The sequence below is a fragment of the Streptomyces sp. NPDC024687 genome (genome assembly GCF_055559055.1).
Genome location: NZ_JBVHLJ010000013.1, coordinates 205,376 through 227,270, shown reverse-complemented (window position 1 = coordinate 227,270; position 21,895 = coordinate 205,376). Strand labels below are relative to the sequence as shown.

At 68.2% G+C, this 21,895-nt stretch carries 18 protein-coding genes and 7 pseudogenes; 15 read left to right on the top strand and 10 right to left on the bottom strand.

Translation table 11 applies throughout. From position 1 onward, the window contains the following. Positions 1-224: 224 nt before the first annotated feature. The 3 genes and pseudogenes from ACZ39I_RS37575 to ACZ39I_RS37565 all read right to left on the bottom strand — a co-directional run. Positions 225-486, bottom strand: a pseudogene (locus ACZ39I_RS37575) (helix-turn-helix domain-containing protein); the annotation flags it as partial. A gap of 145 nt (positions 487-631) precedes the next feature. Then, entirely contained in the window at positions 632-1,846 is a 1,215-nt protein-coding gene (locus ACZ39I_RS37570; RefSeq protein ID WP_467249612.1) for a glycosyltransferase, read from the bottom strand. Then, positions 1,843-2,643: a MerR family transcriptional regulator gene (locus ACZ39I_RS37565; protein WP_467249610.1), complete on the bottom strand. Its 801-nt coding sequence runs from the start codon at positions 2,641-2,643 to the stop codon at positions 1,843-1,845. Before ACZ39I_RS37565 ends, ACZ39I_RS37570 begins: the two co-directional genes overlap by 4 nt. 140 nt (positions 2,644-2,783) lie before the next feature. On the opposite strand from ACZ39I_RS37565, the pseudogene ACZ39I_RS37560 reads away from it, so the two are divergent. From ACZ39I_RS37560 to ACZ39I_RS37530, 7 genes and pseudogenes are all read left to right on the top strand, one after another. After that, positions 2,784-2,963, top strand: a pseudogene (locus ACZ39I_RS37560) (IS5/IS1182 family transposase); the annotation flags it as partial. Between the two features lie 323 nt (positions 2,964-3,286). Further along, complete coding sequence (locus tag ACZ39I_RS37555; RefSeq protein ID WP_467249608.1) at positions 3,287-3,856, top strand: hypothetical protein; 570 nt, start codon at positions 3,287-3,289, stop codon at positions 3,854-3,856. Between the two features lie 334 nt (positions 3,857-4,190). Continuing rightward, positions 4,191-4,412, top strand: a complete 222-nt coding sequence (locus ACZ39I_RS37550) for a hypothetical protein (protein WP_467249606.1) — start codon at positions 4,191-4,193, stop codon at positions 4,410-4,412. Positions 4,413-4,469: 57 nt separating this feature from the next. Beyond that, entirely contained in the window at positions 4,470-5,063 is a 594-nt protein-coding gene (locus ACZ39I_RS37545) for an isochorismatase family protein (RefSeq protein WP_467249604.1), read from the top strand. Between the two features lie 450 nt (positions 5,064-5,513). Beyond that, positions 5,514-5,930, top strand: coding sequence for an SRPBCC family protein (locus tag ACZ39I_RS37540; protein ID WP_467249602.1), 417 nt, complete (start codon positions 5,514-5,516; stop codon positions 5,928-5,930). After that, positions 5,930-6,358, top strand: a complete 429-nt coding sequence (locus tag ACZ39I_RS37535) for a MarR family winged helix-turn-helix transcriptional regulator (protein WP_467249600.1) — start codon at positions 5,930-5,932, stop codon at positions 6,356-6,358. Before ACZ39I_RS37540 ends, ACZ39I_RS37535 begins: the two co-directional genes overlap by 1 nt. 787 nt (positions 6,359-7,145) lie before the next feature. Then, positions 7,146-8,385: pseudogene (locus tag ACZ39I_RS37530) on the top strand (IS110 family RNA-guided transposase). Position 8,386: 1 nt separating this feature from the next. Here the strand turns inward: ACZ39I_RS37530 and ACZ39I_RS37525 are convergent. After that, entirely contained in the window at positions 8,387-9,373 is a 987-nt protein-coding gene (locus ACZ39I_RS37525; RefSeq protein WP_467249598.1) for a CehA/McbA family metallohydrolase, read from the bottom strand. 153 nt (positions 9,374-9,526) lie between these two features. Between ACZ39I_RS37525 and ACZ39I_RS37520 the strand changes: the two genes are divergently transcribed. Then, entirely contained in the window at positions 9,527-9,862 is a 336-nt protein-coding gene (locus tag ACZ39I_RS37520; RefSeq protein WP_467249597.1) for a hypothetical protein, read from the top strand. On the opposite strand, the pseudogene ACZ39I_RS37515 reads toward ACZ39I_RS37520, so the two are convergent. The 4 genes and pseudogenes from ACZ39I_RS37515 to ACZ39I_RS37500 form a co-directional block, all read right to left on the bottom strand. Beyond that, a pseudogene (locus tag ACZ39I_RS37515) lies at positions 9,859-10,670 on the bottom strand (IS5 family transposase). The gene ACZ39I_RS37520 and the pseudogene ACZ39I_RS37515 overlap by 4 nt on opposite strands. Before the next feature lie 63 nt (positions 10,671-10,733). Beyond that, positions 10,734-10,925, bottom strand: a pseudogene (locus ACZ39I_RS37510) (hypothetical protein); the annotation flags it as partial. A gap of 637 nt (positions 10,926-11,562) precedes the next feature. Then, a complete protein-coding gene (locus ACZ39I_RS37505; RefSeq protein WP_030933194.1) occupies positions 11,563-11,733 on the bottom strand; it encodes a DUF5670 family protein in 171 nt (56 codons plus the stop codon). A 228-nt stretch (positions 11,734-11,961) separates the two neighbouring features. Next, positions 11,962-12,618, bottom strand: coding sequence for a TetR/AcrR family transcriptional regulator (locus ACZ39I_RS37500; protein WP_467249595.1), 657 nt, complete (start codon positions 12,616-12,618; stop codon positions 11,962-11,964). A gap of 116 nt (positions 12,619-12,734) precedes the next feature. Between ACZ39I_RS37500 and ACZ39I_RS37495 the strand changes: the two genes are divergently transcribed. From ACZ39I_RS37495 to ACZ39I_RS37485, 3 genes and pseudogenes are all read left to right on the top strand, one after another. Further along, positions 12,735-13,745: a hypothetical protein gene (locus ACZ39I_RS37495; protein WP_467249593.1), complete on the top strand. Its 1,011-nt coding sequence runs from the start codon at positions 12,735-12,737 to the stop codon at positions 13,743-13,745. A 59-nt stretch (positions 13,746-13,804) separates the two neighbouring features. Continuing rightward, on the top strand, positions 13,805-14,956 hold the full coding sequence (locus tag ACZ39I_RS37490; protein ID WP_467249591.1) for an IS701 family transposase: 1,152 nt from the start codon (positions 13,805-13,807) through the stop codon (positions 14,954-14,956). 264 nt (positions 14,957-15,220) lie between these two features. Next, positions 15,221-15,533 (top strand): annotated as a pseudogene (locus ACZ39I_RS37485) (IS630 family transposase); the annotation flags it as partial. 163 nt (positions 15,534-15,696) lie between these two features. Here the strand turns inward: ACZ39I_RS37485 and ACZ39I_RS37480 are convergent. Further along, positions 15,697-16,251 carry a peptidoglycan-binding domain-containing protein gene (locus ACZ39I_RS37480; protein ID WP_467249589.1) on the bottom strand — a complete coding sequence of 185 codons (555 nt, stop codon included), beginning with the start codon at positions 16,249-16,251 and terminating at the stop codon, positions 15,697-15,699. A 200-nt stretch (positions 16,252-16,451) separates the two neighbouring features. Between ACZ39I_RS37480 and ACZ39I_RS37475 the strand changes: the two genes are divergently transcribed. The 4 genes from ACZ39I_RS37475 to ykgO all read left to right on the top strand — a co-directional run bounded on the left by ACZ39I_RS37475 (position 16,452) and on the right by ykgO (position 21,421). After that, positions 16,452-20,201 carry a BTAD domain-containing putative transcriptional regulator gene (locus tag ACZ39I_RS37475; protein WP_467249587.1) on the top strand — a complete coding sequence of 1,250 codons (3,750 nt, stop codon included), beginning with the start codon at positions 16,452-16,454 and terminating at the stop codon, positions 20,199-20,201. A gap of 579 nt (positions 20,202-20,780) precedes the next feature. After that, positions 20,781-20,945, top strand: a complete 165-nt coding sequence (rpmG, locus tag ACZ39I_RS37470) for a 50S ribosomal protein L33 (protein WP_403662463.1) — start codon at positions 20,781-20,783, stop codon at positions 20,943-20,945. Between the two features lie 46 nt (positions 20,946-20,991). Further along, a complete protein-coding gene (locus tag ACZ39I_RS37465; RefSeq protein WP_403662466.1) occupies positions 20,992-21,252 on the top strand; it encodes a type B 50S ribosomal protein L31 in 261 nt (86 codons plus the stop codon). A gap of 46 nt (positions 21,253-21,298) precedes the next feature. Further along, positions 21,299-21,421, top strand: coding sequence for a type B 50S ribosomal protein L36 (gene ykgO, locus ACZ39I_RS37460; RefSeq protein WP_352385688.1), 123 nt, complete (start codon positions 21,299-21,301; stop codon positions 21,419-21,421). A gap of 302 nt (positions 21,422-21,723) precedes the next feature. Here ykgO and ACZ39I_RS37455 read toward each other — a convergent pair. Then, positions 21,724-21,792, bottom strand: a pseudogene (locus ACZ39I_RS37455) (carbon monoxide dehydrogenase); the annotation flags it as partial. Positions 21,793-21,895: the final 103 nt, after the last annotated feature.

The window sequence follows — 21,895 nt, the reverse complement described above, 5'->3', positions numbered from 1 at the left end:
ACGGATCAACGTGCTGTTCGCGATGCTCCGCGACGGCACCTTCTACGAACCCAGAACCCCACGCCTCGCTTGACGAAAGACATAGAGGCACCCCCCCGGCTGTGGGCCGCCGAGCGGGCGCTGCGGGCTGGTTCGGCACCTGACGAACCACACCTCCATCCGATAGCCAGATCACGGAACGCAGGGGGCGGCCCGGTTTTGCGGGCCGCCCCCTCCGTCTGTCGACGGGGTGTCTTGAGCAGGCTCGGAGCGCGCTCGGCGATCAGGTCGGTGAGCGCGGTGGTGTAGACGTGGGGACTCGCTGATCTCGAAACCTGCCGCGATCTGCGCCAATGTGATGTGCTCACGTAAGTACACGAGCGCCACCATCGCGCGTTGAGACGAGCGCAGCGTGCAGCGCCTGTCTCCCGCGCGGGTGACGATGAGCACGGTGACCCAGTCGACGAGCGCATGCGGCACGTCGGCTGCGGCAGCACAGAGGACCAACGAGCCTTCCAGGGCTGCTTGGTTGAGACGTCAGACATCTCCATCAACAGCCCCGGGGGCCTCACCTGTTACGCGTCCTCAGCTGTCACCCGATCGGTGCCCAGACTGAAGAAGCGCAGTGACGAGGTCGAGGAACGGATTGGTGTCATCCATCAGTCAGCTGCTGGATGGTCTTGAGCGCCTGACCCGTTCCGTTCTCGGTCACCAGATGTTGCGCCGCCTTTGCTGCGGCTCGACTGTGTGCCTGCTGCTTCACTACTCGGTGAAGTGAGTCGGCAAGCCGTTCGGCGGTGAGGGATCGGAACGGGATCGGGTCGGTGGCGGCGCCGATGGCGGCAAGTCGCCCCGCCCAGAACGGCTGGTCCGCGGTCACCGGGACGGTGACCGCGGGCACTCCAGCGCGCAACGCGGCCGCCGAGGTGCCGGCCCCGCCATGGTGGACCACCGCAGCCAGCCGTGGAAACAGCAAGGCGTGCGGTACGTCCCCGATGGTGAGCACGTCGTCCCCGTCGGCGGCGAGCGCGGCACTGCCGGCTTGCAGGATGCCGCGCAGCCCGGTGCGGCGCAGGGCTCGCACAGCGATCTCGCTCAGCCGTTCCCCGTCGCCGGACGCCATGCTCCCGAAGCCGATGAGGACGGGCCGGGGTCCGGCACGCAGGAAGTCCTCCAGATCAGCGGGCAGCCGTTCGGCCGCGTCATGATGGGGCCACCAGTTGCCCACGACCTCCAGGCCGGAGCGCCAGTCGGAGGGACGGGGCACCAGGGCTGTGCTGAAGCCGTGCAAGACGGGCCAGTTCGCCTGTTCCTGTCGTCGACGCATCTCGGAAGGTGAGACCGGGGGCAACTGGAGGCGATGGCGCAGCTTTGCGACGGCCTGTTCGTAGACGCGGTCGGCCATCCGCAGTGCGAAGCGTCCGGCTGCTCGGTTGGTGAGACGGCCCAGTGAGCGCGAGCCTGTGACGACGGGCGGGAAGTCGCCGGTCGGTGCGGTGGGTTGGAGGTACACGCCGAGGCTCGGTGTGCCCGTGGCCTCGGCGAGGTGCCAGCCGAGCGGAGCCGTGGTGGTCGACAGCAGCAGCAAGTCAGTGCCGTCGTCCATCACGTCGGCGAAGCCCTGCCCCAGTTCGGTGATGAACGCGGCAGCAGCGCGCATGAGTTCACGTTTGCCTGTGACGCCGCCACGCGCCCGTGTGTCGGCGGGGAGACTGCGAAATTCCAGCCCTGCGTCGCGTACGAGGGGTGCGAAGGTGTCCGCGGTGGCGAGGGCAACGTCGTATCCGGCCCGGTACAGTTCGGCGCCCAGCCCCGTGTAGGGCGCGACGTCGCCGCGCGATCCGGCCGCGGCGATCAGGATCTTCATTGGTCCTCCTCGGAATCGGTACGGCCACCTGCGTGGCGGGCCGCGTTGGCGTGAACCGCCTTGCGCGTATAGGCGGCCAGGCCAGGGCGTTGCTGCGACGGTGGTATGACCAGAGCGAACGCGCGCGGGTCGGCGACGAAGTCGTCCGCGATGCGCCTGTGCATGTCGGGAGGGCAGGAGGTGAACCATCGTGAGATGTGCAAGCGGTGCTCCTCGGCGAGGTCCATGGCCCGCTCGCCGTTGCTCAGCTCCCCCTCGTCGAAGGCCGCGAGCAGCTCCGCGCGCCAGGCGGCAGCCTCGCCCATGAGCCGGCGCCAATCCTCTTTGGTGTGAGCAGCCGCGCGCGCCATCGCCTCGCGCTGTCCCTCCGAGTGCGCCCACTTCAGTTCTGCCTCCATGGCGTAGCTCAGGTCGAAGGTGATCTCACCGAAGACTTCGAAGCGTTCTTGAGGAGTCAGGGACACCCCGGTCTTCTGGACCTCTATCGCCCGTTCCGCCACCTCGACCAGCCGCTGCAGCCTGGCGATCTCCTCACTCAACTGCTGCTGCCGGGCCAGGAGCCGCTCCAAAGGGTCCACTTGCGGATCCTTGAAGATCGTGGCGATCTCGTCGAGAGGGAACCCGAGCTCACGGTAGAAGAGGATCTGCTGGAGACGGACCAGGTCAGCCTCACTGTAGAGCCGGTATCCGGCGTGGCTGCGGTCACTGGGGGAGAGCAGCCCCGCCTTGTCGTAGTGATGCAGTGTCCGCACTGTCACCCCGGCGAAGGCCGAGACCTGCCCCACGGAGTAGCTCATTCACCTGCCCTTTCGTCGGTACACAGCCTCAAGCCTGACGTAAGGGGAGGGTCAACTCGCGCTCGCTGAGCCTCGGAGTGAAGAGGGAGAATACTCACCGGTCCGCGAGCTACGGCCCATTGAGCTGCAAGGATCGCCACCGCACTGCGGCCTCACCCACCCAGCAGGCCGTGAACCGGGCGTTGGCCCGAGCCCGCGCCCCGATCGAGGGCGGCGTTGCCCGCCTCAAGTCCTGGCAGATCTTCCGTCACACTCATTGCAGCCCAAACCGCATGACGTCAATTGCCAAAGCCGTGCTCACCCTGGAGCGGCACCACTGAAGGACCTCAGGGAATCTGCTGGTACAGCGCCGTGATCGGGTTGGCGCTCAGGGTGTACTTCCAGGGGCCTGGACGTCACTCACCCGCACGGCCCAGACGCCACGCCTGTGACACGGACAGCAGGCTCGCCTGAGAGGCCGCGCCGTGCGCCCCGGTGCTTGTGAACCGCAGTCACCGTTCCAGTGCCCCCCTTCCGGGCGGTTTGGCATGCGCAGCAGCTCAGCACCTGCCGCAGGCAAGTGACACTCGAATGGAAGCGGAGGATGACCTGGCCCACCGGGGCGGGTGCCGTCCGCATGCCTTCCGTCGACCAGGGGAGAAGCATGGCGAACGAACTGAAGTACGGCGATCAGGTCCACCTGCAGAACGGCTACAACGGCTGGGCGGGCGGTTACCTGGACACCAACGGCCACAGCAGCGACGGAGGGGCGAAGTACGCGGTGTCGACAGCGGATTCGCCCACGCGGGCAGCGGGCACCGGAACCTGGCAGATCCTCTCCGCCACCGGCAAAGCCGTCGGTGTCAACGTGGTCAGCGGTGACCTGGTCTACCTGCGCAACCTCTACGGCGGTGACGGCGGCTACCTCGACACCAACGGGCACGCGACCGCCGACCAGAAGAACAGCGGCGCCAAGGACAACGTCCTGACATCCAAGGACCAGGACCGTGCTCCCGGTACCGGCCGCTGGCGCCTGTTCGTCCAGGCGTCCAGCCCCGGTGACCAGCATGTCCGGCCCGGCGACGTGATCCACCTGTGGAACACCTACGGCGACAACGGCGGCTTCCTGGAGACGAACGGAGGCGGACCCGGCGGCGGCCTGTACGACGTGTGCACGAGCGCCTACTACAACCGGGCCCAGAACGTCGGCTACTGGAAACTCCACCGCGCGTAAGCCGGCGCCGCCGTCGTTCCTCCAGCACCCGTCAAGGTCCATGCCGCACCCGCCCTGGACCTCACGGAGCAGGGCGGGTTTGCGGCTTCGGCCGAGGAGGCACGGGCGTGCGGTGAGAAAACGGCGGCCCACAAGCGGGCGGAGCGCGAGGTGTTCACTCGGCCCGCGCCGAAATGCGTCAAGCCCCAGGTGGGTTCCGCTGCATGACCCATCTGGCCGGGGTCTGGTGGGGTGAGCCGGCTGGGCGGGCGTGTGCGGCGCAGTGTGTCGTCAGGGGAGCGGGGTGGGTCGGGGGGGAGGGGGCGTCGCGCGAGAGTTGTCGCTCCCTGTCGCTTTGCCGCTTGCCCGCGCCCCGCGTGATGCCTACGCCAACGATCAGGGCGCCGTGGCGTCGCTGGTCGTGGTGACGGCCCGTACGAACAGTCAAGAGTCCGACCAGGACCAGGCCGAGTGGATGCCGCCGGCACCAGATGCGCAGTGCCGGTACGTGGGGGAGTGGGTGGCCTCCGAGCTGCGCCGGCGACTGACCGCGACGCTGCCGAACTCGAGGCGCTGAAGCTGTTCGCCGATGGTCGTTTGTCCTGTTCATTCGTTTCGTTGAAAGGTGTGTGTCATGGGCCGAGGGTTGATCGTCGTGGATGTGCAGAACGACTTCTGCGAGGGAGGCAGTGTCCCGGTCAGGGGCGGGGCGCGGATCGCGACCGCTGTCGCCGATCTGGTGGCACGCAGCGCCGGGTCCGACTATCAGTACGTCGTGGCCACCCGGGACCACCACATCGATCCGGGGAGCCACTTCTCCGAAAACCCCGACTTCAAGGACAGCTTTCCCGTCCACTGCGTGGTCGGAGGCGAGGGCGGCGAGTTCCACCCGAACTTCGCCCCCACGGTGTCGGGCGGCAAGGTGGACGCCGTCTTCTTCAAGGGAGCCCACAGTGCTTCCAAGAGCGGTTTCGAGGGCGCCGACGAACATGGCACACCCCTGGCGGACTGGCTGCGCTCGCGGGAGGTGGAAGAGGTCGACGTGGTGGGCATCGCCACCGACCACTGCGTGCGCGCGACCGCGTTGGATGCCGTCAAGGCCGGATTCCGCGCCCGCGTGCTCCTGGACTACTCCGTCGGCGTCGCCCCGGAGACCACAGCGACGACTCTGGAGGACTTCCGCCGGGCCGGCGTGGCCGTCGCCGGTGAGGCGCCCATCTCGCAGTAGCGGCCGGAGGGTCCTGTCCCCAAAGCGCACAGGCAGGATGCGCCCCGGGATTCGTTGAAGGGTCGCGGGAGCCCGCCTGGTGAGCTGCTGTATCGGACTCATCCGGCTGCTCTCCGATGTACGGGTGCAGTCGGATCAGTGACACCGGCGGCGCCGGCGTCGTACTCCTTCTGGTAGTGCAGAAGGGACCGCTGTTGCAGACCGCGACCCCGTCGAAGCCGTTCCGCAGCCGCGATGACAGGAAGATGTCCTCGTCGCAATGCCGGAGCGGTCGGGCGCGGGGCATCTCCTGGGTCGGTGGCCACCAACCTACCCACGCCGCCGAGCACCACCTTGTACCCGGCCCGCCTCCACCCGATCGCGGCATGCGGGATGGGCTCCGTGCACCATTTACAAATAGTCTTCGCACGGATAATCTATGGACAGATCATCTGGTGAAGGAGACCACTCATGTGGGAGTACGAGCACAGCATCGAGACCAGCGCCACCCCCGAGGCGATCTGGCGGCTCTGGGCCGACGTTGAGGACTGGGGCACCTGGAACGCCGAGATCGAGAAGATCGAGATGAATGGCCCGTTCGCGGCGGGCACCCAGATCACGATGACGCCGCCCGGGGACGACCCGGTACTGCTGCGCATCTCCGATGCGGTCGAGGACGAACTCTTCGTCGACGAGGCCCGCTTCAACGGCCTCCTGCTGCGCACCACCCACCGGATCGACCGGATCGACCAGAACCGGATCCGCGTGGTGTACCGGATGGAGATCACCGGCACCGGCGCAGACGAGGCCGGCCCCCAGATCGGCCCGGGCATCACCGCCGACTGGCCCGAGACCATGGCCTCGCTGGCCGCACTGGCTCTGGGCTGATGCCCCTCAGCCCCGGCGAAAGCCCCGGATTCCTGCTGTGGCACGCCACATTGCGCTGGCAGCGCGACATCGCCACAGCCCTGGCCCCGCTCGATCTCACCCATGTGCAGTTCGTACTGCTCGCCTGCACCTGGTGGCTCAACACCCAGGGCGAGCATCCCAACCAACTGGCCCTCGCCCGCCAAGCCGGCACCGACGTCAAGATGACCTCCCAGGTCCTAGGCGTCCTGGAGCGCAAAGGACTCATCGAGCGTGAAGTCGACCCGGACGACACCCGCGCCAAACGACTGCGCGTCACCGACACCGGCGCCGAGCTGGCCCCACGCGCGGTTGCCGCGGTTGAGCGCGCCGACGCACGGTTCTTCCAACCGGTGTCCCTCGACGACGCGGTAGCCCTGCTCGGCCGCCTGGCCCATCCCGAATCCTGAACCCCCCCGGCAACCGCAGGCCACCGAACCCGAGCCCACCGCCGTGTGATGTGCCGCTTCCACTACTCCGGCGACACGCTCTGACCGTCGTCCCGACCACGACCTCGACCTGGGGTCCGAACACCCGGACCACAGGCCGACCACGGCTGGCTTGAGCGCGGACAGCGCAAGATCCTTGTAGGCGAACAAGGACCCCGGCCCTCCCTAATCCAGGGTGTAGGCGGCTCGGTCCGGCCCCCGCAAGGGGCCGGCGGGGGGGCCTACGACGGACGGCGGAACGCCTTCGGCCCTCACGGTCCTTGAGACCCGCTCTGAGACTGGCGCCGCTGTCCACCCTGGTGGGTTCCATGGCGGTGACGTGGGCGTCGGGCAACGCCTGGTAGTCAGCCTGGCCCGAGAGGCCTCCCGTTAGAGCGGCGAGGCCCGGCGCCTTTGTCACCGTCACGGAACCCGCCACCGTCCGTGCTTCGCGGTGATGACGCGGGCACCGGGCTGATGCCTCCGTTTCCCCGGGCCCTTCGAGGCCTCTGTCAAGAGCGGCACTGCCCGGTGTCTCCGTGATCACCGTGAAACTCGCGGCGGCCAGCCGGACGTTGATCGTCACGGCGCGAGCCCGCCCCAGGGTCGACCTCTTGCTTCCATTCGCGAGCCCGCGAGCTCTGCAGAAAGACCGAGCCCCTGGGGTGCGCTGGTGTCGCGAGCGGCTACTGAGATGGCGGACCTGTGAGTCCTGGGGTTAGGACGCCGCGTGACCCGCATGTTCTCGTGACCTGCATAAATAACCGTGATCTGGGAGGACAGCTTGACCGTGTTCTGCGGCATTGACTGGGCGGAGCGCCACCACGACGTCCCGTCGTCGACACCGGCACTCAGCTCGCCAAAGCCCGCATCAGCGACGCCGCCGCCGGCTACAACAAGCTCTTGGACCTCCTGGCCGAACACGGCGACAGCCCGGAGACCCGATACCTGTGGCCATCGAGACCAGCCACGGCCTGCTCGTGGCCGCCCTGCGCACCGGCAGCCGCCAAATCTTCGCAATCAACCCGCTCGCCGCGGCCCGCTACCGCGACCGCCACGGCGTCAGCCGCAAGAAGTCCGACCCCGGCGACGCCCTGGTCCTGGCGAACATCCTGCGCACGGACATGCACGCCCACCGGCCGCTGCCCGCCGACAGTGAACCGGCCCAGGCCATCGCGGTGCTGGCCCGCGCCCAGCAGGATGCCGTCTGGAGCCGCCAGCAGGTCGCCAACCAGGTCCGTTCCCTGCTCCGCGAGTACTACCCGCCGCCCTGCACGCCTTCCAGGGCAAGGAAGGCGGCCTGACCAGGGCAGATGCCCGGGTGATCCTCATCCTGGGCCCGACTCCGGCGAAGGCGGCCCGGCTCACCCTCGCCCAGATCCGGGCCGCCCTCAAACGCAGCGGGCGCACCCGGTCCTTCGACACCGAGGCCGAGCGCCTGCGGAGCGTCTTCCGCGCCGAGTACGCCCACCACCTCCCGGCCCTCGAGGACGCCTTCGGCCAGCAACTGCTGGCCCTGCTCAAGCAGCTGGACGTAACCTGCCAGGCCGCGGACGACCTCGCCGCGGCCGCCGAAGCCGCCTTCCACCAGCGCGCAGACAGCGAGATCCTGCTCAGCTTCCCCGGCCTCGGTCCCCGGGTCGCAGCCCGCGTCGTCGCCGAGATCGGCGACGACCGGACCCGTTTCGCCGACGCCAGAGCGCTCAAGTCCTACGCCGGCTCCGCCCCCCATCACCCGCGCATCCGGCAAAGAGCGCTTCGTCGGCCGCCGCTTCGTCAAGAACAACCGGCTCATGCACGCCGGCTTCCTCTGGGCCTTCTCAGCCCTCCAGGCCTCGCCAGGAGCCAACGCCCACTACCGGCGCCGACGCGAGCACGGAGACTGGCACAACGCCGCCCAGCGCCACCTGCTCAACCGCTTCCTCGGACAACTCCACCACTGCCTACAGACCCGGCAGCCGTTCGACGAACAGCGCGCCTTCGCACCACTCCCTTCAGCATCAGCATGATTCAGCCCAAGATGATCGGGTTGCTGAGTGCGGCCATGCGGCCTTCCAGGTCGCGGACTTCAGTGCGAATGAAAACCGACTCCTGGGCGCTGATGCGCCACGTCACAGTGCCCGATCCTGCGCCGGGCAATGACTGGCCGTACACCTTTCCCTGCTCGGTGTGGAAGCTGACGGTGCCGCCGGGCACGCCGAGTACGTCAACCCGCACCTCGGCAGGCTCATCGCCGATCTTCAACCGCTCACCGATCTCAGCACTGTGATCACCGGCAGAGATCGTGAAGGACAGCTCGATGGTGTCCGATGCGGCGATCCAGCTCTGGCCAGCGCGGATACCGGCGAGGACTGCGTCGACACTCAGCTCGTCAGCCAGCACGACGGTGTGCGGGCGGCCGATCTGGCCGGCCAGGTGGGTGTCACTGTTCCCTACCGCGGGCCGCCACCGGCCCTGGTGGATGTCCGCAGCCAGACTGCGTCCCCATTCGGCCAGGGCGGCCTCGTTGTCCGCCTGCCATGGCACATCCGAACTCCACTGCCCGTTCCACACTTCGACCACGTCGAAGCCCTGATACGGGTACATGAACGTGCCCGAGGCGTACGGAGCATGTGGATGAGCCGCCACACAAAGCCCGCCGACCCGGTGGACCTCGTCCAGGTACTGGTCGACCGCGTCATCCCTCACGCCATAGCGCCAGTCGAGCACCTGACATGGGCGAATTCCCAGCGCGAGCCAGTGCCCGGTCCGCGTGGCGACCTCCTGGCCCAGGATCCCCAGCAGATCGTCGCCGACATGCCGACTCCAGGCACCGTGCGTCTCGGCAGTGTTGTGCTCGGTGGTCGCGAGGAAATCTAGCCCCGCCGCACGAGCACCTGCCACCAGCTGCGCCGGCGTCAGCTCACCGCCGTTCGAGCACACCGAATGCACATGGCAGTCGCCCCGGTACCAGCCACGCCCTCGACCAGCCACCTGCGTGGGCGGGAACCGGGACACATGGAGATTCCTTCCCACAGCGTCACCCATAGCCATTCCAGCAGCCTAGTTCTCCCGGCGGGCACCCTGGCGACGACTGCCGAGAGGGCAGCTTGACTTCTTAGAGGTCCTAACGTAATGACCTGCCTAGCGTCTGGTTGCTAGTGTCCGACGGTGACCTTGACGGACCTCAGCTTTGGTTTTCGCGACGATGATCAGCGGCGACGTGTCCAGGCGGTCATCCATGATCGCCTTGCAGACGACCGTGAGCCGCAGGAGTGCCGCTACCTCATGCGGTTCTGGTGGCAGCTGTGCATGTCGTACCAAGAGGTGTCGGTGGAGCAGCTCAGCCTGAACGTCCGTGAGCCGAAGCTGTCAGTACTCGAAAGGCTGATCAGCGCCATCAGGACATCTCATGACGAGATCGACGCATGGGTTGCCGTCACGCAGGAAGCCTTCCCGGTGATTCAAGACCGTGGCTTCCGGTCGGCCTCGGAAAGTAACAGCTAACGCAGCAGGCCGAGTTGTCGGTGAGTGATGAGGCAGCAGGCGAGTTTGAGAAACGCTTCGTGGATGTCGGCCCTGCGTTCCCAGCGGATGCGCAGGCGGCGGAAGCCGTGCAGCCACGCGAAACTCCGCTCCACAACCCAGCGGTAGGTGCCCAGTCCGGTGCCGTGCAGGGTGCCGCGGCGGGCGATGGCGGGCACGATGCCGCGGGCGCGGACCTAGTCGCGGTAGATGTCGTGGTCGTAGCCGCGATCGGCGAAGAGCGAGTCCGGCTTGCGGCGGGGACGACCGACCCGGCCACGGATGGGCGGGATCGCGTCGAGCAGGGGAAGCAGCTGCGTGACGTCGTTGCGGTTGCCTCCGGTGAGGATGACCGCGAGCGGGGTGCCGTGGCCGTCGGTGGTCAGATGGTGCTTCGAGCCGGCCCGGCCCCGGTCGACCGGCGAGGGGCCCGTGTGGATCCCCCTTTTAGCGACCTGACGTGGGAGGAGTCGACCACGCACCTCGACCAGTCCAGGCGGGAGGCCGCGTTCAACTCGGCCAGCAGCACCTCGTGCAGCCGCTGCCACACGCCGGCCTCGTTCCAGTCCCGCAGCCGTCGCCAGCACGTCATGCCCGAGCCGAAGCCCAACTCCTGCGGCAGATACTACCACTGGATCCCGGTGTGCAGCACGTACAAGATCCCGCACAGCATCTCACGGTCCGGCAGCGGCCTGCGGCCCGGATACCGAAACCTGCGCTCACGCTGCGGAAGCAGCGGCTCCAAGCGGTCCCACAGCTGATCCGACACGATCCACGGCGACGTCCCCACACCGGACCGAACGCTCAACTCCCGCCCCGGACATGGCCATCAGCGCCGATCCACCTCTTTGTGTTAGCCGTTGTTAGCCCCCTGGGATGTCTCAGACAGGCTCCGGAAGCGAGCCGAGGTGCTTGATGACGCGCTCCCGCAAAAGGATGTACTTCTCCCAGTGGCGCGGCAGCACCTCACCCACTTTGAGGTCGCCGCCGGAGAGTCGTTGACAACCAAGGCCGTGATATCACAGTGCCCCCAGGCCGGGTTGCGGGGCTGGCAGTCGGCCTGATCATCGGGCGAACAGGTGTCGGCGGCTTAACTGGCACGCAGGGCGCTGTCGAGATCGAGCAGGTTTCAAGGGATCATGCCGCCCGCATCGCAGCCACCACTGACGTCGCCAATGGCACAGGCACCGCGAGCCCGACAGGAACGAACTCGCACGGGCCACCGGACGGACGGCAAGTTGTCATACCGGACAGGGAGATCAAACGTCCGCGAGGGCGGCGGGCAGCTGTTGCTCGGGTGTCTCGTGCCGTTGGTGCTTGGGCGGCGCGGACGCTGGCGGGGAATGAGTGTGTGCTTACCGGTGTTGCGCGCCGGGCGGGCCGCCGCACCAGGGCCGCCGACGGGCGGCCCCTGCGGCCCGCCCTGGACGACGCCCTGGACCTGGTCGTGCCCGAGACGGCCGACGGCCGGCACGAGGAAGTGGCCGGCGACCAGGCCGATTCGGGGCCGGGGTCCGGTGGTTTGGAGGCGCAGGTTCCACTGCTTCACCGGGCCCCGGCTATGAGGCCCGGTTCCCGGGAAGGTGGTCGTTACACCGTTTGCGCGGTGGGATGTCCTGATCCGGGACATGCCTGTGGCTCCGGGATGCATCCGGAGCCACAGGCATGTTGCTGCTTGTTGGTTACCAGCGATACCAGCGTCCCTTGCGGCCGCCTGTGTCCGCGGAGCGCATGACGAAGCCGAGCAGCCAGACAACCAGGACGATGACGGCGATCCACCACAGTGCCTTCAGCGCGAAGCCCGCGCCGAAGAGGATCAGTGCCAGCAGAAGAACGAGAAGCAGGGGAACCATAGTTATCAACCTCCGTCGCTCCTCGTGCCCGGCCAATGCGAGAACACACGGTCGATTTCCGTGGTTTCTCCACTGCTCGTGCGGGCACTTGACGCAGTTTCTCCACGGGGTTCACCTCACCGCCGAGGACCGAGTCGAACGCAGGCGGCGCGGACGCAGCCAGGGGCCGGGGTACGGCCGGCGGTGCGAAGACGGCCGCGAACGCCCAGCAGCGTGTGACAGTCGACTTCACGGCTGGGTGCGTCGCTCGGCGGCGTCGAACGCGGGCGCGAGCGGGGCCAGTGCCGCGCGGAGCTGGTCGGGCAGTGAGCCGGAGGGCACGACCAGTCCTCCGGCGCCGAAACTGCCGGCGGCCCCTGCGTTCCCGGTCGGCCGGAGCCAGCCTTCCAACGCGATGCGAACCGCTGCGGCCACGCTTGCCGCGAGAACGCGGGCTGTATGTGCTCCGGCGTCACCCAGGCGGTCGGCGATCACTGGCGTGAGAGGGGGCTCGATGTCGGCGGTGGTATCAAGGAACGCGTCACGCAGCGCGGTCCGGGTGGTGATCAGCAGCAGCGCCTTGTGTTCGCGCTCGCCGGTGTTCGTGTACTGCTCGACCACTGCTTCGGTGACGGCGTCGGCCAGGCGCACTCCTGCGGGCCGGGCCGCGACCGCCGCCGCGATCCGCGCCTCCCGGTCCGCGGTAACAGCGGAGACGATCGCCTGCTCGCGGCTGGCGAAGTAGTTGTTGTAGGTACGCGGCGAGACCCCGGCCGCTTCGGCGATGTCCTCGACCCGCACCTGGTCCGGTCCGCGCTCCACGGCCAGGCGCAGGGCCGCCTCGCGTAGCGCCTCGCGCGTGGCCTGCTTCTTCCGCTCCCGCAGCCTTGATGGGGGTGTCGTCACGGTGTCAGCGTTCCACACAGGACTGCGTGCGCGCAAACTTGCGTGCACGCACTTTTACTGTCAGCCTCGACCCGACCGGGACCGACAGAGAGGCCGTCACCATGCGAGCAAGAGGAATGACCTACGACACCGGATTCGTCGTGCACGGCCAGATATCCCGCGAGCACTTCGACCCCGCGGTGGTTCGGCGCGAGCTCGCCATCATCCGCGACGACCTGCACTGCAACGCGATCCAGATCATCGGCGGCGATCCGGACCGACTGGAGCTGGCCGCCGGTGCCGCCGCCGAGCTCGGCCTGGAGGTCTGGTTCTCGCCCTATCCGCTGGAGCTGGATCTGGAGCAGATCCTCACGCTCTTCCGCGACTGCGCCGAGCGAGCGGAACGGCTGCGACAGCAGGGGGCCACAGTCGTGTTCGTCGCAGGGGTCGAGCTGAGCGTGATGAACCGCGGGTTCCTGCCCGGAAAGAGCCCCGAGGAGCGGGTCGAGCAGCTGATGAGCCCACCCGAGCGGCGCGCCGAAGCGATGCGCGGGCTCGGCGTGCGCTTCAACGCATTTCTCCGCGACGCCGCGGCCACGGTCCGCGAGCGGTTCCAGGGCAAACTCACCTACGCATCCATCCAGTTCGAGCAGGTCGACTGGGCTCCCTTCGACATTGTGACGTTCGAGCTGATCCGCTCCGCCGAGGTCGCCTACCGGTTCCGGGACGCGGTGCGCACCCTGGCCCAAGGCCCTAAGCCGCTCGCTATCACCGGGTTCGGCACCGCGGCCTACCGCGGCGCGGGGGACCGCGGTGGGCGGGTGCTGGAAGTGGTCGAGCACGACCCAGAGACCAAGGCTCCTGTACGGCTGAACGGCATGTACGAGCGTGACGAGGCCGGCCAGGCCGCATATCTGAGCGAACTGCTGGAGATCTTCGAGACCGAGGGCGTGGACAGCGCGTTCGTGTTCTTGTTCGCCTTGCCTGGCTACCCGCACCGCCCGGATGGCGACCCCAGGGACGATCTGGACCGGGCCGGGCTGGGCATCGTCAAACTCCTCGAAGGGCGCATGGGGCAGACCTACCCCGACATGGAGTGGGAACCTAAGGCCGCCTTCGCGGCAGTGGCGCAGCGGTATCGCAGGTGACAGTGCGTGGTGACCACGGCGCTGGCCCCGCGCTGCGCCGCAGTGCAGATCCCGAGCAGGTGGAAGCGGTTTTCGCCGAGCTCGCCGCAGACCTCGCGCCGGTCTACCGCCGCCGCGACCTGCGGGCCAACGGCGTGTTGTACCTGCGCGGGTTACTGATGCCGGGCGTTGCGGGCAACTGCTGGTCGATCGCGGAGGCAGTCGGCCTGGATCGGCCGTATCGCCTGCACCACCTGCTTGAACGCGCCTGCTGGGAGGAGGACGCCGCGAGAGACGTGGTGCGCGCGTTCCTGACCCGGCACCTCGGCGCCGACGGCGGGGTCCTGATCTTCGACGAGACGGGGCAGGCGAAGAAGGGGGCGAAGACCGCGGCCGTGGGGCGGCAGTATTCCGGCACGATGGGCCGGGTCGAGAACGTGATCGTCGCGGTGTACACGACGTACGCGACCAAGCGGGGCCACGCCCTCATCGACCGGGACCTGTACGTGCAGGCCGACTGGTTCGACGATCCGGCGCGGATGGCTACGGCGGGTTTCCCTGAGGATCACGCATTCGCCACCAAGCCGGCGCTCGCCCTCGCGCAGGCGAAACGGGCGCTGGCCGCCGGGATCAGACCGCAGTGGGCGACCGGAGACGAGGTGTACGGACGCAGCCGGGAGTTGCGCGAGTTCTTGGAAGGCGTCGGCATCGGCTACGTGTTCGCGGTGCCCGTCGACCACCAGCTCACTACCTCCGGCGGCAGGCGCATGCGCGCGGACCAGGCACTCCATTTGGTCGAGCCGGACAGGTGGAACCGCCGCTCGTGTGGAGCGGGCGCGAAGGGCCAGCGCTACTACGACTGGGCCTGGATCGCCACCGACCACCCGCGCCGATGGCTGCTCATACGCCGCTCCATCACCGACCCGAGCGAGATCGCGTACTTCTACGCCCACGCACCCGAAGGCCATCCCTGCCCCCTGACCGACCTGGTCAAGACCGCCGGGATGAGATGGAAGGTGGAGGACGACTTCCAGGACTCGAAATCCACCGTCTCGCTCGACCACACCCAGGTCAGGCGCTACCGGGCATGGAAACGCCACGTCACCATGGCCATGGCGGCCCTCGCCCTGCTCGCCGTACTCGCGGCCATCGACAAGACCAACCACCCCGCCCCATCCTGCCCGACGATCCCGACCAGGACCCACCCGCCGATTGCGGCGCGATCGCGCTGACCGTCCCCGAGGCCCAGCGACTGTTTCACCTGTTCACCACGCGCATCCGCGACCTATCGCCGCCAGCCATGCGCGCCCGGATCGCCCGGCATCTGAACTGGTCCGACTGGCGACGACGCCACCAGGCCCGAGCCCGCTGGCACCACTACCGAACCCGACTCGCCGTCGATGAATGACATCGCGTCAGGTCGCGATCTACGACTGGAGTACTAGGGGGCGGTGATCTCGTGGGTGGGTGTAACCCTGGGGCATGCGGTATCCCGACACGACGGCCGCAAAGGTGAGGAGAAGGGTTTTCGGGAGAGGGACTTGGCCTAGCTGCTGGACGCCGCCCACCAGCAGCTTGGCGGCAACATCGTGCTGGTGTGGGACAACCACAGCCATCACGTCGACGCCACCATGCGGGAGCTGATCGGGAAACGGTTGTGGCTGACCGTACAGCCTGGGCAATCTGGCCCCTTGCACTATCGATGACCTGGCCGGACTGGTCTGCACCCGCCTCAAACGCATGCAGTACCGGCACGACCTGCTCGACGGCTTCATTGCCGAAACTCGGCTGATCACGACACCGCCGTGACGTCACCCCGAACCGAAAACGTCAGTAGTGTCGCTCCGAAGCTCCTTACGGACGAATGGCCGGGCCCTTGCATTCCGCGGCGGCCATGTCGGTCGGCGCCTACCGCACGTGCCCGTCCTCCCCCGTGGGACGGGCACGTGGGCTCAGCCCCCGGAGTGCGGGGTCAGCTGCAGGTGCGGTAGTCGTAGCCGGCGAGTCGCGCGCTGCCGTCGCCGTCGTAGAAGTTGTACCGGCCATTGCTGTCGCGGGTGATGTTGATCGTGTACCTGGAGCCGTCGAAGTGGTCGACGGCCCCGTCGCCGTCCTGGTCCTCCAGCCCCTTGCCCGCCGCCCTGAAGGTGTCGTCGCCGGCCACCCCGGTCCCGTCAGCGCTGCCGCCGAAGGCACTCTGCCAATCCGCGGTCGCGGCCTTGGTGTTCGATCCGAAGACGCCGTCGATGTCCGCGGAATCGAACGTGGTGCCGTCCGACTCGATGGCACCGTCCGCCCACAGGATCTTCTGCCACAGGCAGGTGGCGTTGGAAGACGTGTTGATGCTGGTCGACAGAATGCCCTCGTTGCCCCAGTCGTCGGTGTAGGTGCCGCTGCCGGCGATGTAGGCGAGACCACTGTAGGAACCGCTCGCGGAGGCCGGCGAGGCGCTCAGGGCGAGAGTGCCGGCGGTCAGCAGGCCGATCGCGCATGCGGCCAGCTTGGTCCGATTCGTACGTGAGCTCATGGGTGTTCCCTGTCTGTGGGTGTGGATGACGTGGGGGTGCCGGTCGCAGCGGGATTCCGCGGGGCAGCACGCCTTCGTTTCCGGCGCATTGGGTATGGCAGGCAGTCGGATGGGCCATGGTGCGGCGAAAGGCACGGGACGTGAAGGGGTGGTGTGGTCCTTGCAACTGCCCTGCGTCCTCGGGGCATTGCTTGCGGTAGGTGGTGCCACTTCCCCCCGGGGTTGATGACCGCCGCTCATCGGGGCCGTCGTGTGTCGCGCTGCTTCCTGTCCTGGACCACGGTGCGCCGCCGAACGTCGGTGAACCTTGGACAAACGTTGAATGGGCTGGTCGAAGGTGCTATGCCAGGGTGGGAACTGAGACTCGGGGGCTTGCTGTGACGGTTGAGTTCGCTTTGCTCGGCAGCGTCGAGGCGCGTGTGGACGGCAGGATCGTAGATCTGGGTCACGCCCGGCAGCGGTGTGTGCTCGCGGTGCTGCTGGTGGACGCCAACCACGTGGTTTCGGTGGATGGGCTCGTCGACCGCGTCTGGGCCGACCGTCCTCCGCAGCGGGTCCGAAACACCCTCTACGGTTACCTCTCCCGTCTGCGGCAGGCTTTGGCCGTCGCGGAGGGGGCGGATATCGTCCGGCGATCCGGTGGTTATGTCCTCGAGGTCGAGGCGACCGCAGTGGATCTGCACCGTTTCCACGACATCACCGCACAGGCCCGCGCCGCCGCCCGGAACGAGCAGGACGAGCAGGCCGCAACCCTGTTCGGGCAGGCACTCGGTCTCTGGCGGGGAAATGCTTTCGCGGGTCTGGACACCCCTTGGATCAACGCCCTGCGCGACACGGTCGACCAAGAACGGATCGCGGCCGAACTGGACCACACCGACGTTCGGCTCCGCCGCGGTCACCACACCGGACTGTTGGCCGAAGTGTCCGCCCGGGTCGAGACACACCCCTTGGACGAACGGATGGCAGGTCAGTTCATCCTCGCCCTGTACCGCTGTGGTCGCCCGGCCGATGCCCTCAACCATTACCAGCGGACCCGGCTGCTGCTGGCCGAAGAACTCGGCTGTGATCCCGGCCTCCCGCTGCGCCAACTGCACCAGCGGATTCTCACCAACGATCCCGCACTGAACGTCCCGGCCGCCGGGCGCACTCCGAGATCCGCACCTGCTCTCGTGTCGCGCCCGTCACCCAAGCCCCCGCTGGTGCGCACCCTACGGGGCGGCGCCGACCGTCCCGGCCCCCCGACACCGCAGCGTCCTCGGACGGGTAGCCATCTGGTTGGCCGGGCAGCGGAGTTGACGGTCCTCGACGGCGCGATCGAGGACGCCCTGGCCGGTGCGCCAGGGGTGGTCGAGGTGGTCGGGGAACCGGGTATCGGAAAGACGCGGCTGCTCGGCGCATTGGGCGAGCGGGCGAGACAGCGCGGTTTCGTGTCCCTGGCAGGCCGCAGCGTGGAGTTCGACCGGGCTCCGTACGGAGCGTTCGTGGACGCTCTGGACGACCACCTCGGCCATGAGGACTTCCACCGGCTCCGGCACGACGGGTTACCGCCCGGCGCGTTCGCCCTGCTGAGCACGGTCTTCCCCGCGCTCTGTGACAGGCTCCCGACCGGCCCGGGGCTGGTGAAGGTCGAACGGTACTGGTTCCACCGGGCGGTGCGAACGCTGCTGGAAACGCTGAGTGCCGACGGCGGGCTCGTCCTCAGCCTGGACGACCTGCAGTGGACGGATGACGGCACAGCCGAGCTGATCGACCATCTGGTACGGCATCCGCCGAGGACACCGCTGCTGCTCGCCCTCGCCTACCGTCCCCGGCAGGCACCGCCGCGGCTGGCCGCGGCGCTGGCCCGGGCGGGAACGGAGGGAAGAGCGGCCAGGATCGAGCTGGGTCCGCTGTCTCCGGCCGAGGGAGCGGAGCTGTGCGGGGCCAGGACGGATCAGTGGCGTTTCCAACGGCTGTACGAGGCCAGCGGAGGCAACCCTTTCTATTTGGAGGCGCTGGCCCGAAGCGCCGGCAACGAAGGCCCCTCGGCGGTGCCGGACGTCTCGGCACCTGTCGCCGGTGATCTGCCGCAGTCGGTGCGGGCGGCGCTGATGGAGGAAGTGGGAGGTTTTTCGGCCACTGCGAGGGTCTGTACACAGGCGGCCGCGGTTCTCGGCGACCCCTTCGAAGCCGGCATGGTGGCAGTCGTGGCCCAGACCGGTGAGGCACAGGCCCTCGCCGCCCTGGACGAGGCCGCGGAGCGGGACCTCGTACGCCAGGTGGGCTCCACGCGGCAATTCCGGTTCCGCCATCCGCTGGTGCGGGCAGCGGTGTATCAGGGGGCGGGCGCCGGATGGCGGATAGAGGCGCACACCCGGGCCGCGGACGGCCTGGCCCTGCAAGGGGCACCGCTGACGGCCCAGGCGTCGCACGTTCAGCGTTCGGCGCGCGCAGGAGACGAACACGCCGTCGACGTACTTGTAGGGGCCGCCCGTCATGTCATGGCGATCGCACCGGCCACCGCCGCGTACTGGACACAGGAAGCCCTGCGGTTGCTCGGCGAGCAGAGTCGACTGCGGCCCGAACTGTGGCTCCAGCAGGCTGATGCGCTGGGCATGGCAGGACGACTGCTGGAAAGCCGCGACATCCTGCGCACGGCCGCCACCCTCCTGCCTGCTCGGGCCCGGGGCCGACGGGCCCAGGTGACTGCCCTACGAGCCACCATGGAATGGGCGCTCGGCCGGTACGAAGAGGCCACGGCTCTGCTGCTGCGGGAGTTGGCGGACCACAAGGGCCAACCGCGGCCTGAGACCGCCACCTTGCAGTTGGGCGTCGCGGTGGTGGCGCTTCGTAAGAACGACTTCTCCACGGCGGTCGACTGGGGTGAACGCGCGTTGCGGTCGGCGGAACGTATCGGCGACCCGCCGCAGACCATGGCGGTCCGCGCTCTCCTGGCCCTGGCGCATACCTTCGCGGGCGACGCCCGGGCGGCCGACTACCTCGGCCCCGTGGTGGACGTGCTCGACGACACCGACGACCAGGAACTGGCTGGGCAGCTGGACACGCTCGTCATGACGGGCTGGACGGAGATGCTCCACGGACGCTTCGACCCCGCGCTGCGCCATCTCCGCCGAGGCCTGGAGGTGTCCCGCCACACAGGCCAGAGCCTCGTGCTCGCCGATCTCTTTGCCGCCTCCGCCTACGCCTACCTGTGGCTCGGACGCCTGGACGAGGCGGCGGCCTACGCCGACGACGCCCTGGAGGCGGCGTCACTCGTCGGCAGCGGCGAGCCGCGCTCGTTGGCCGAGGTGGTGAGTGCGGCGGTCCTGATGTGGCGGGGAGACTTCGTCGGAGCATTGAAGATCTGTGAGGAGTCACTTTCATCGGCCGGCCCCGCACCTGGCGCGCACCGGTCGGCGATGGTCGGGATGCTCGGCCAGACGCTTCTGCTCAACGGCGATCCGGAGGGCTGTGTCAGCAAGGTGCTCGAAGCGGGCGGCGGCCCGGACCTGCTCGGATTCGAAGCCCCGGTTCGCCCGATGTGGTTCCGGCTGCTGGCTGTCGCGGGACTGGCCCTGGGTGACGTGACAGCTGCCGAGATGTGGGCCGACCGAGCAGCCGCCGCCGCGGAGCTCGACCTGTCACCCGGCTGGCGCGGGTTCGCGTCGCTGGCCCGCGCCGAGGTACAACTCGCCCGGCAGAACCCGGCGGCAGGTCCCGCCGCGTGTCAGGCCGCTGCCGAGTTTCGCGCGGCCCGGATGCCCCTCAACGAGGCCATGGCCCGGCTGACCGCCGGTACCGCACTGTCCGCCTCCGGCCGCCAAGCCGAAGCACTCGCCGAGTGGGAAGAGGTGAAGGCCCTGGCGGAAACCTGTGGGACCCCCGCCCTGTCCGAATTGGCTGATCACGAACACCATCGGATCGCCGTCCGGACCCCGCCTCCGACAGCTGGTACGACACCCGGCACCTGAGATTCCCGAACAGCGGCTCGAGGGGAGCGCTTCACGAAGCAGTGGCGTTTCGGCCTGGGTCCCTCATGAGCGGAACCGGTAATCAAACTGTTGACTCACGTCGACTCGACGGCGAGGAGATCTTGAGCAGGACGGTATCCGCCTCGTATACGACGGCACCACTCTGCGCATGTCACCGAACCCTTGGACGTGACCGCGTACCCCGCCGGCATTACCAGCACGAGGTGCGGCTGCGCATCCTCAACAGCGAGCACGGCGACCATCTCATCGACGTCGACCCCTTCTGGGGCCCGGCGCCCCGCTCGATCACGTTCACCGCGGGCGGGCACACAGCGACAGTCGACGGTGATCTTGGGGCCGTTGCACTTGATCGGCTTGGGAGACCGTCGCCGGCTCCTGGCCCGCGGTCCTCGACAATCCCCGCGGGCCTGATGCGGGGCTTACGCCTGATGCGAGCTGCGCGACCAAGCTGTCTCGCTGCGGCAGCCTGATTCGGGAATGACGTGCTGGACGGCCTTGTTACCACCATTGCATGACATGACCGAGTCAAAGTACTCGGTGGTGGTGGAAGGAGTCCTCATGGCACGCAGCACCACGCGGCCCGTCGTCACGCTCAGGTCGACGGCCGGCACCGGAGTCACCTACGTGACGCGCAAGAACCGTCTGGCCAACCCCGACCGGCTGGTCGTGCGCAAGTACGACCCGGTGGCCGACAAGCACGTCCTGTTCCGCGAGCAACGATGACACCCGCCTCGGTCGGCGACCGAGGTTTCGCAAGGAGGCACCACCCATGAGGTCCGGTATTCACCCCGTCTCCCGCCCCGTTGTCTTCCGCGACCGCGCGACGGGCTTCCAACTGCTCACCCGCTCCACCCTCGACACACAGCGCACGGTGGAGTGGGAGGACGGCACAACCTACCCGGTCGTCGACGTGGACATCTCGTCCGCGAGTCACCCGTTCTACACCGGCACCTCGCGGGTCGTGGACACCGCGGGTCGAGTGGAGCGCTTCGAGCGACGCTACGGCCGTACCGCGCCCGTCCGCCTCTGACGGCCGAGCAGTCCGACCCCCTGCAAGGCCCGGCAAGGAGGCCGCTATGAAAGTACGCAAGTCCCTGCGCTCGCTGAAGGCCAAACCCGGCGCTCAGGTGGTGCGCCGACGTGGTGTGACCTTTGTGATCAACAAGAAGGAGCCTCGCTTCAAGGCTCGCCAAGGCTGACGGCACCGCGCAGCACCTCAACGGCCCGGCACCGCACTCGCGGTGCCGGGCCGCTGCCAAAATGCACGGCAGGGACTGAGGCACGGCTTCGGCCATGCGTACCAGCGCCGACGGCGGTCTCGCGCATCAGGTTGACCAGGGTGGTGCCGCCGGCGATGTGACGGTCGGCCTTGCGGCCCGCGTCGAGGGTTTGCCCGGTGCCGGCGGCCCAGGTGCACGAGGAGGGATGCATGGGGACCAGGCCTCATTTCCCGTGCGGTCTGCTCGACCGCCCGCACGAGGTTCACGTGGCAGCCGCAGCGTCAGATGTTGCCGTTCATGAATTCCCGGATCTCCTCGGGCGAGCCGGTGTATCCCTCGTCGGTGCAGCCGAAGCGTCCTCCACGAACAACCGCCGAGGCGTGAGGGGCCTTACGAACCATGACGGGCGTTCATAATCCCCGTATCCTCGTCAATGCCGGATAATTTCGATAT

Bases quoted from the DNA above. Each gene is read 5' to 3' on its own strand.
- ACZ39I_RS37565 (WP_467249610.1), bottom strand. From the start codon at position 2,643: ATGAGCTACTCCGTGGGGCAGGTCTCGGCCTTCGCCGGGGTGACAGTG.
- ACZ39I_RS37495 (WP_467249593.1), top strand. From the start codon at position 12,735: ATGACCTACGACACCGGATTCGTCGTGCACGGCCAGATATCCCGCGAG.
- rpmG (WP_403662463.1), top strand. From the start codon at position 20,781: ATGGCACGCAGCACCACGCGGCCCGTCGTCACGCTCAGGTCGACGGCC.
- ykgO (WP_352385688.1), top strand. From the start codon at position 21,299: ATGAAAGTACGCAAGTCCCTGCGCTCGCTGAAGGCCAAACCCGGCGCT.
- ACZ39I_RS37480 (WP_467249589.1), bottom strand. From the start codon at position 16,251: ATGAGCTCACGTACGAATCGGACCAAGCTGGCCGCATGCGCGATCGGC.
- ACZ39I_RS37505 (WP_030933194.1), bottom strand. From the start codon at position 11,733: ATGGTTCCCCTGCTTCTCGTTCTTCTGCTGGCACTGATCCTCTTCGGC.
- ACZ39I_RS37555 (WP_467249608.1), top strand. From the start codon at position 3,287: ATGGCGAACGAACTGAAGTACGGCGATCAGGTCCACCTGCAGAACGGC.
- ACZ39I_RS37545 (WP_467249604.1), top strand. From the start codon at position 4,470: ATGGGCCGAGGGTTGATCGTCGTGGATGTGCAGAACGACTTCTGCGAG.
- ACZ39I_RS37465 (WP_403662466.1), top strand. From the start codon at position 20,992: ATGAGGTCCGGTATTCACCCCGTCTCCCGCCCCGTTGTCTTCCGCGAC.
- ACZ39I_RS37535 (WP_467249600.1), top strand. From the start codon at position 5,930: ATGCCCCTCAGCCCCGGCGAAAGCCCCGGATTCCTGCTGTGGCACGCC.
- ACZ39I_RS37570 (WP_467249612.1), bottom strand. From the start codon at position 1,846: ATGAAGATCCTGATCGCCGCGGCCGGATCGCGCGGCGACGTCGCGCCC.
- ACZ39I_RS37540 (WP_467249602.1), top strand. From the start codon at position 5,514: ATGTGGGAGTACGAGCACAGCATCGAGACCAGCGCCACCCCCGAGGCG.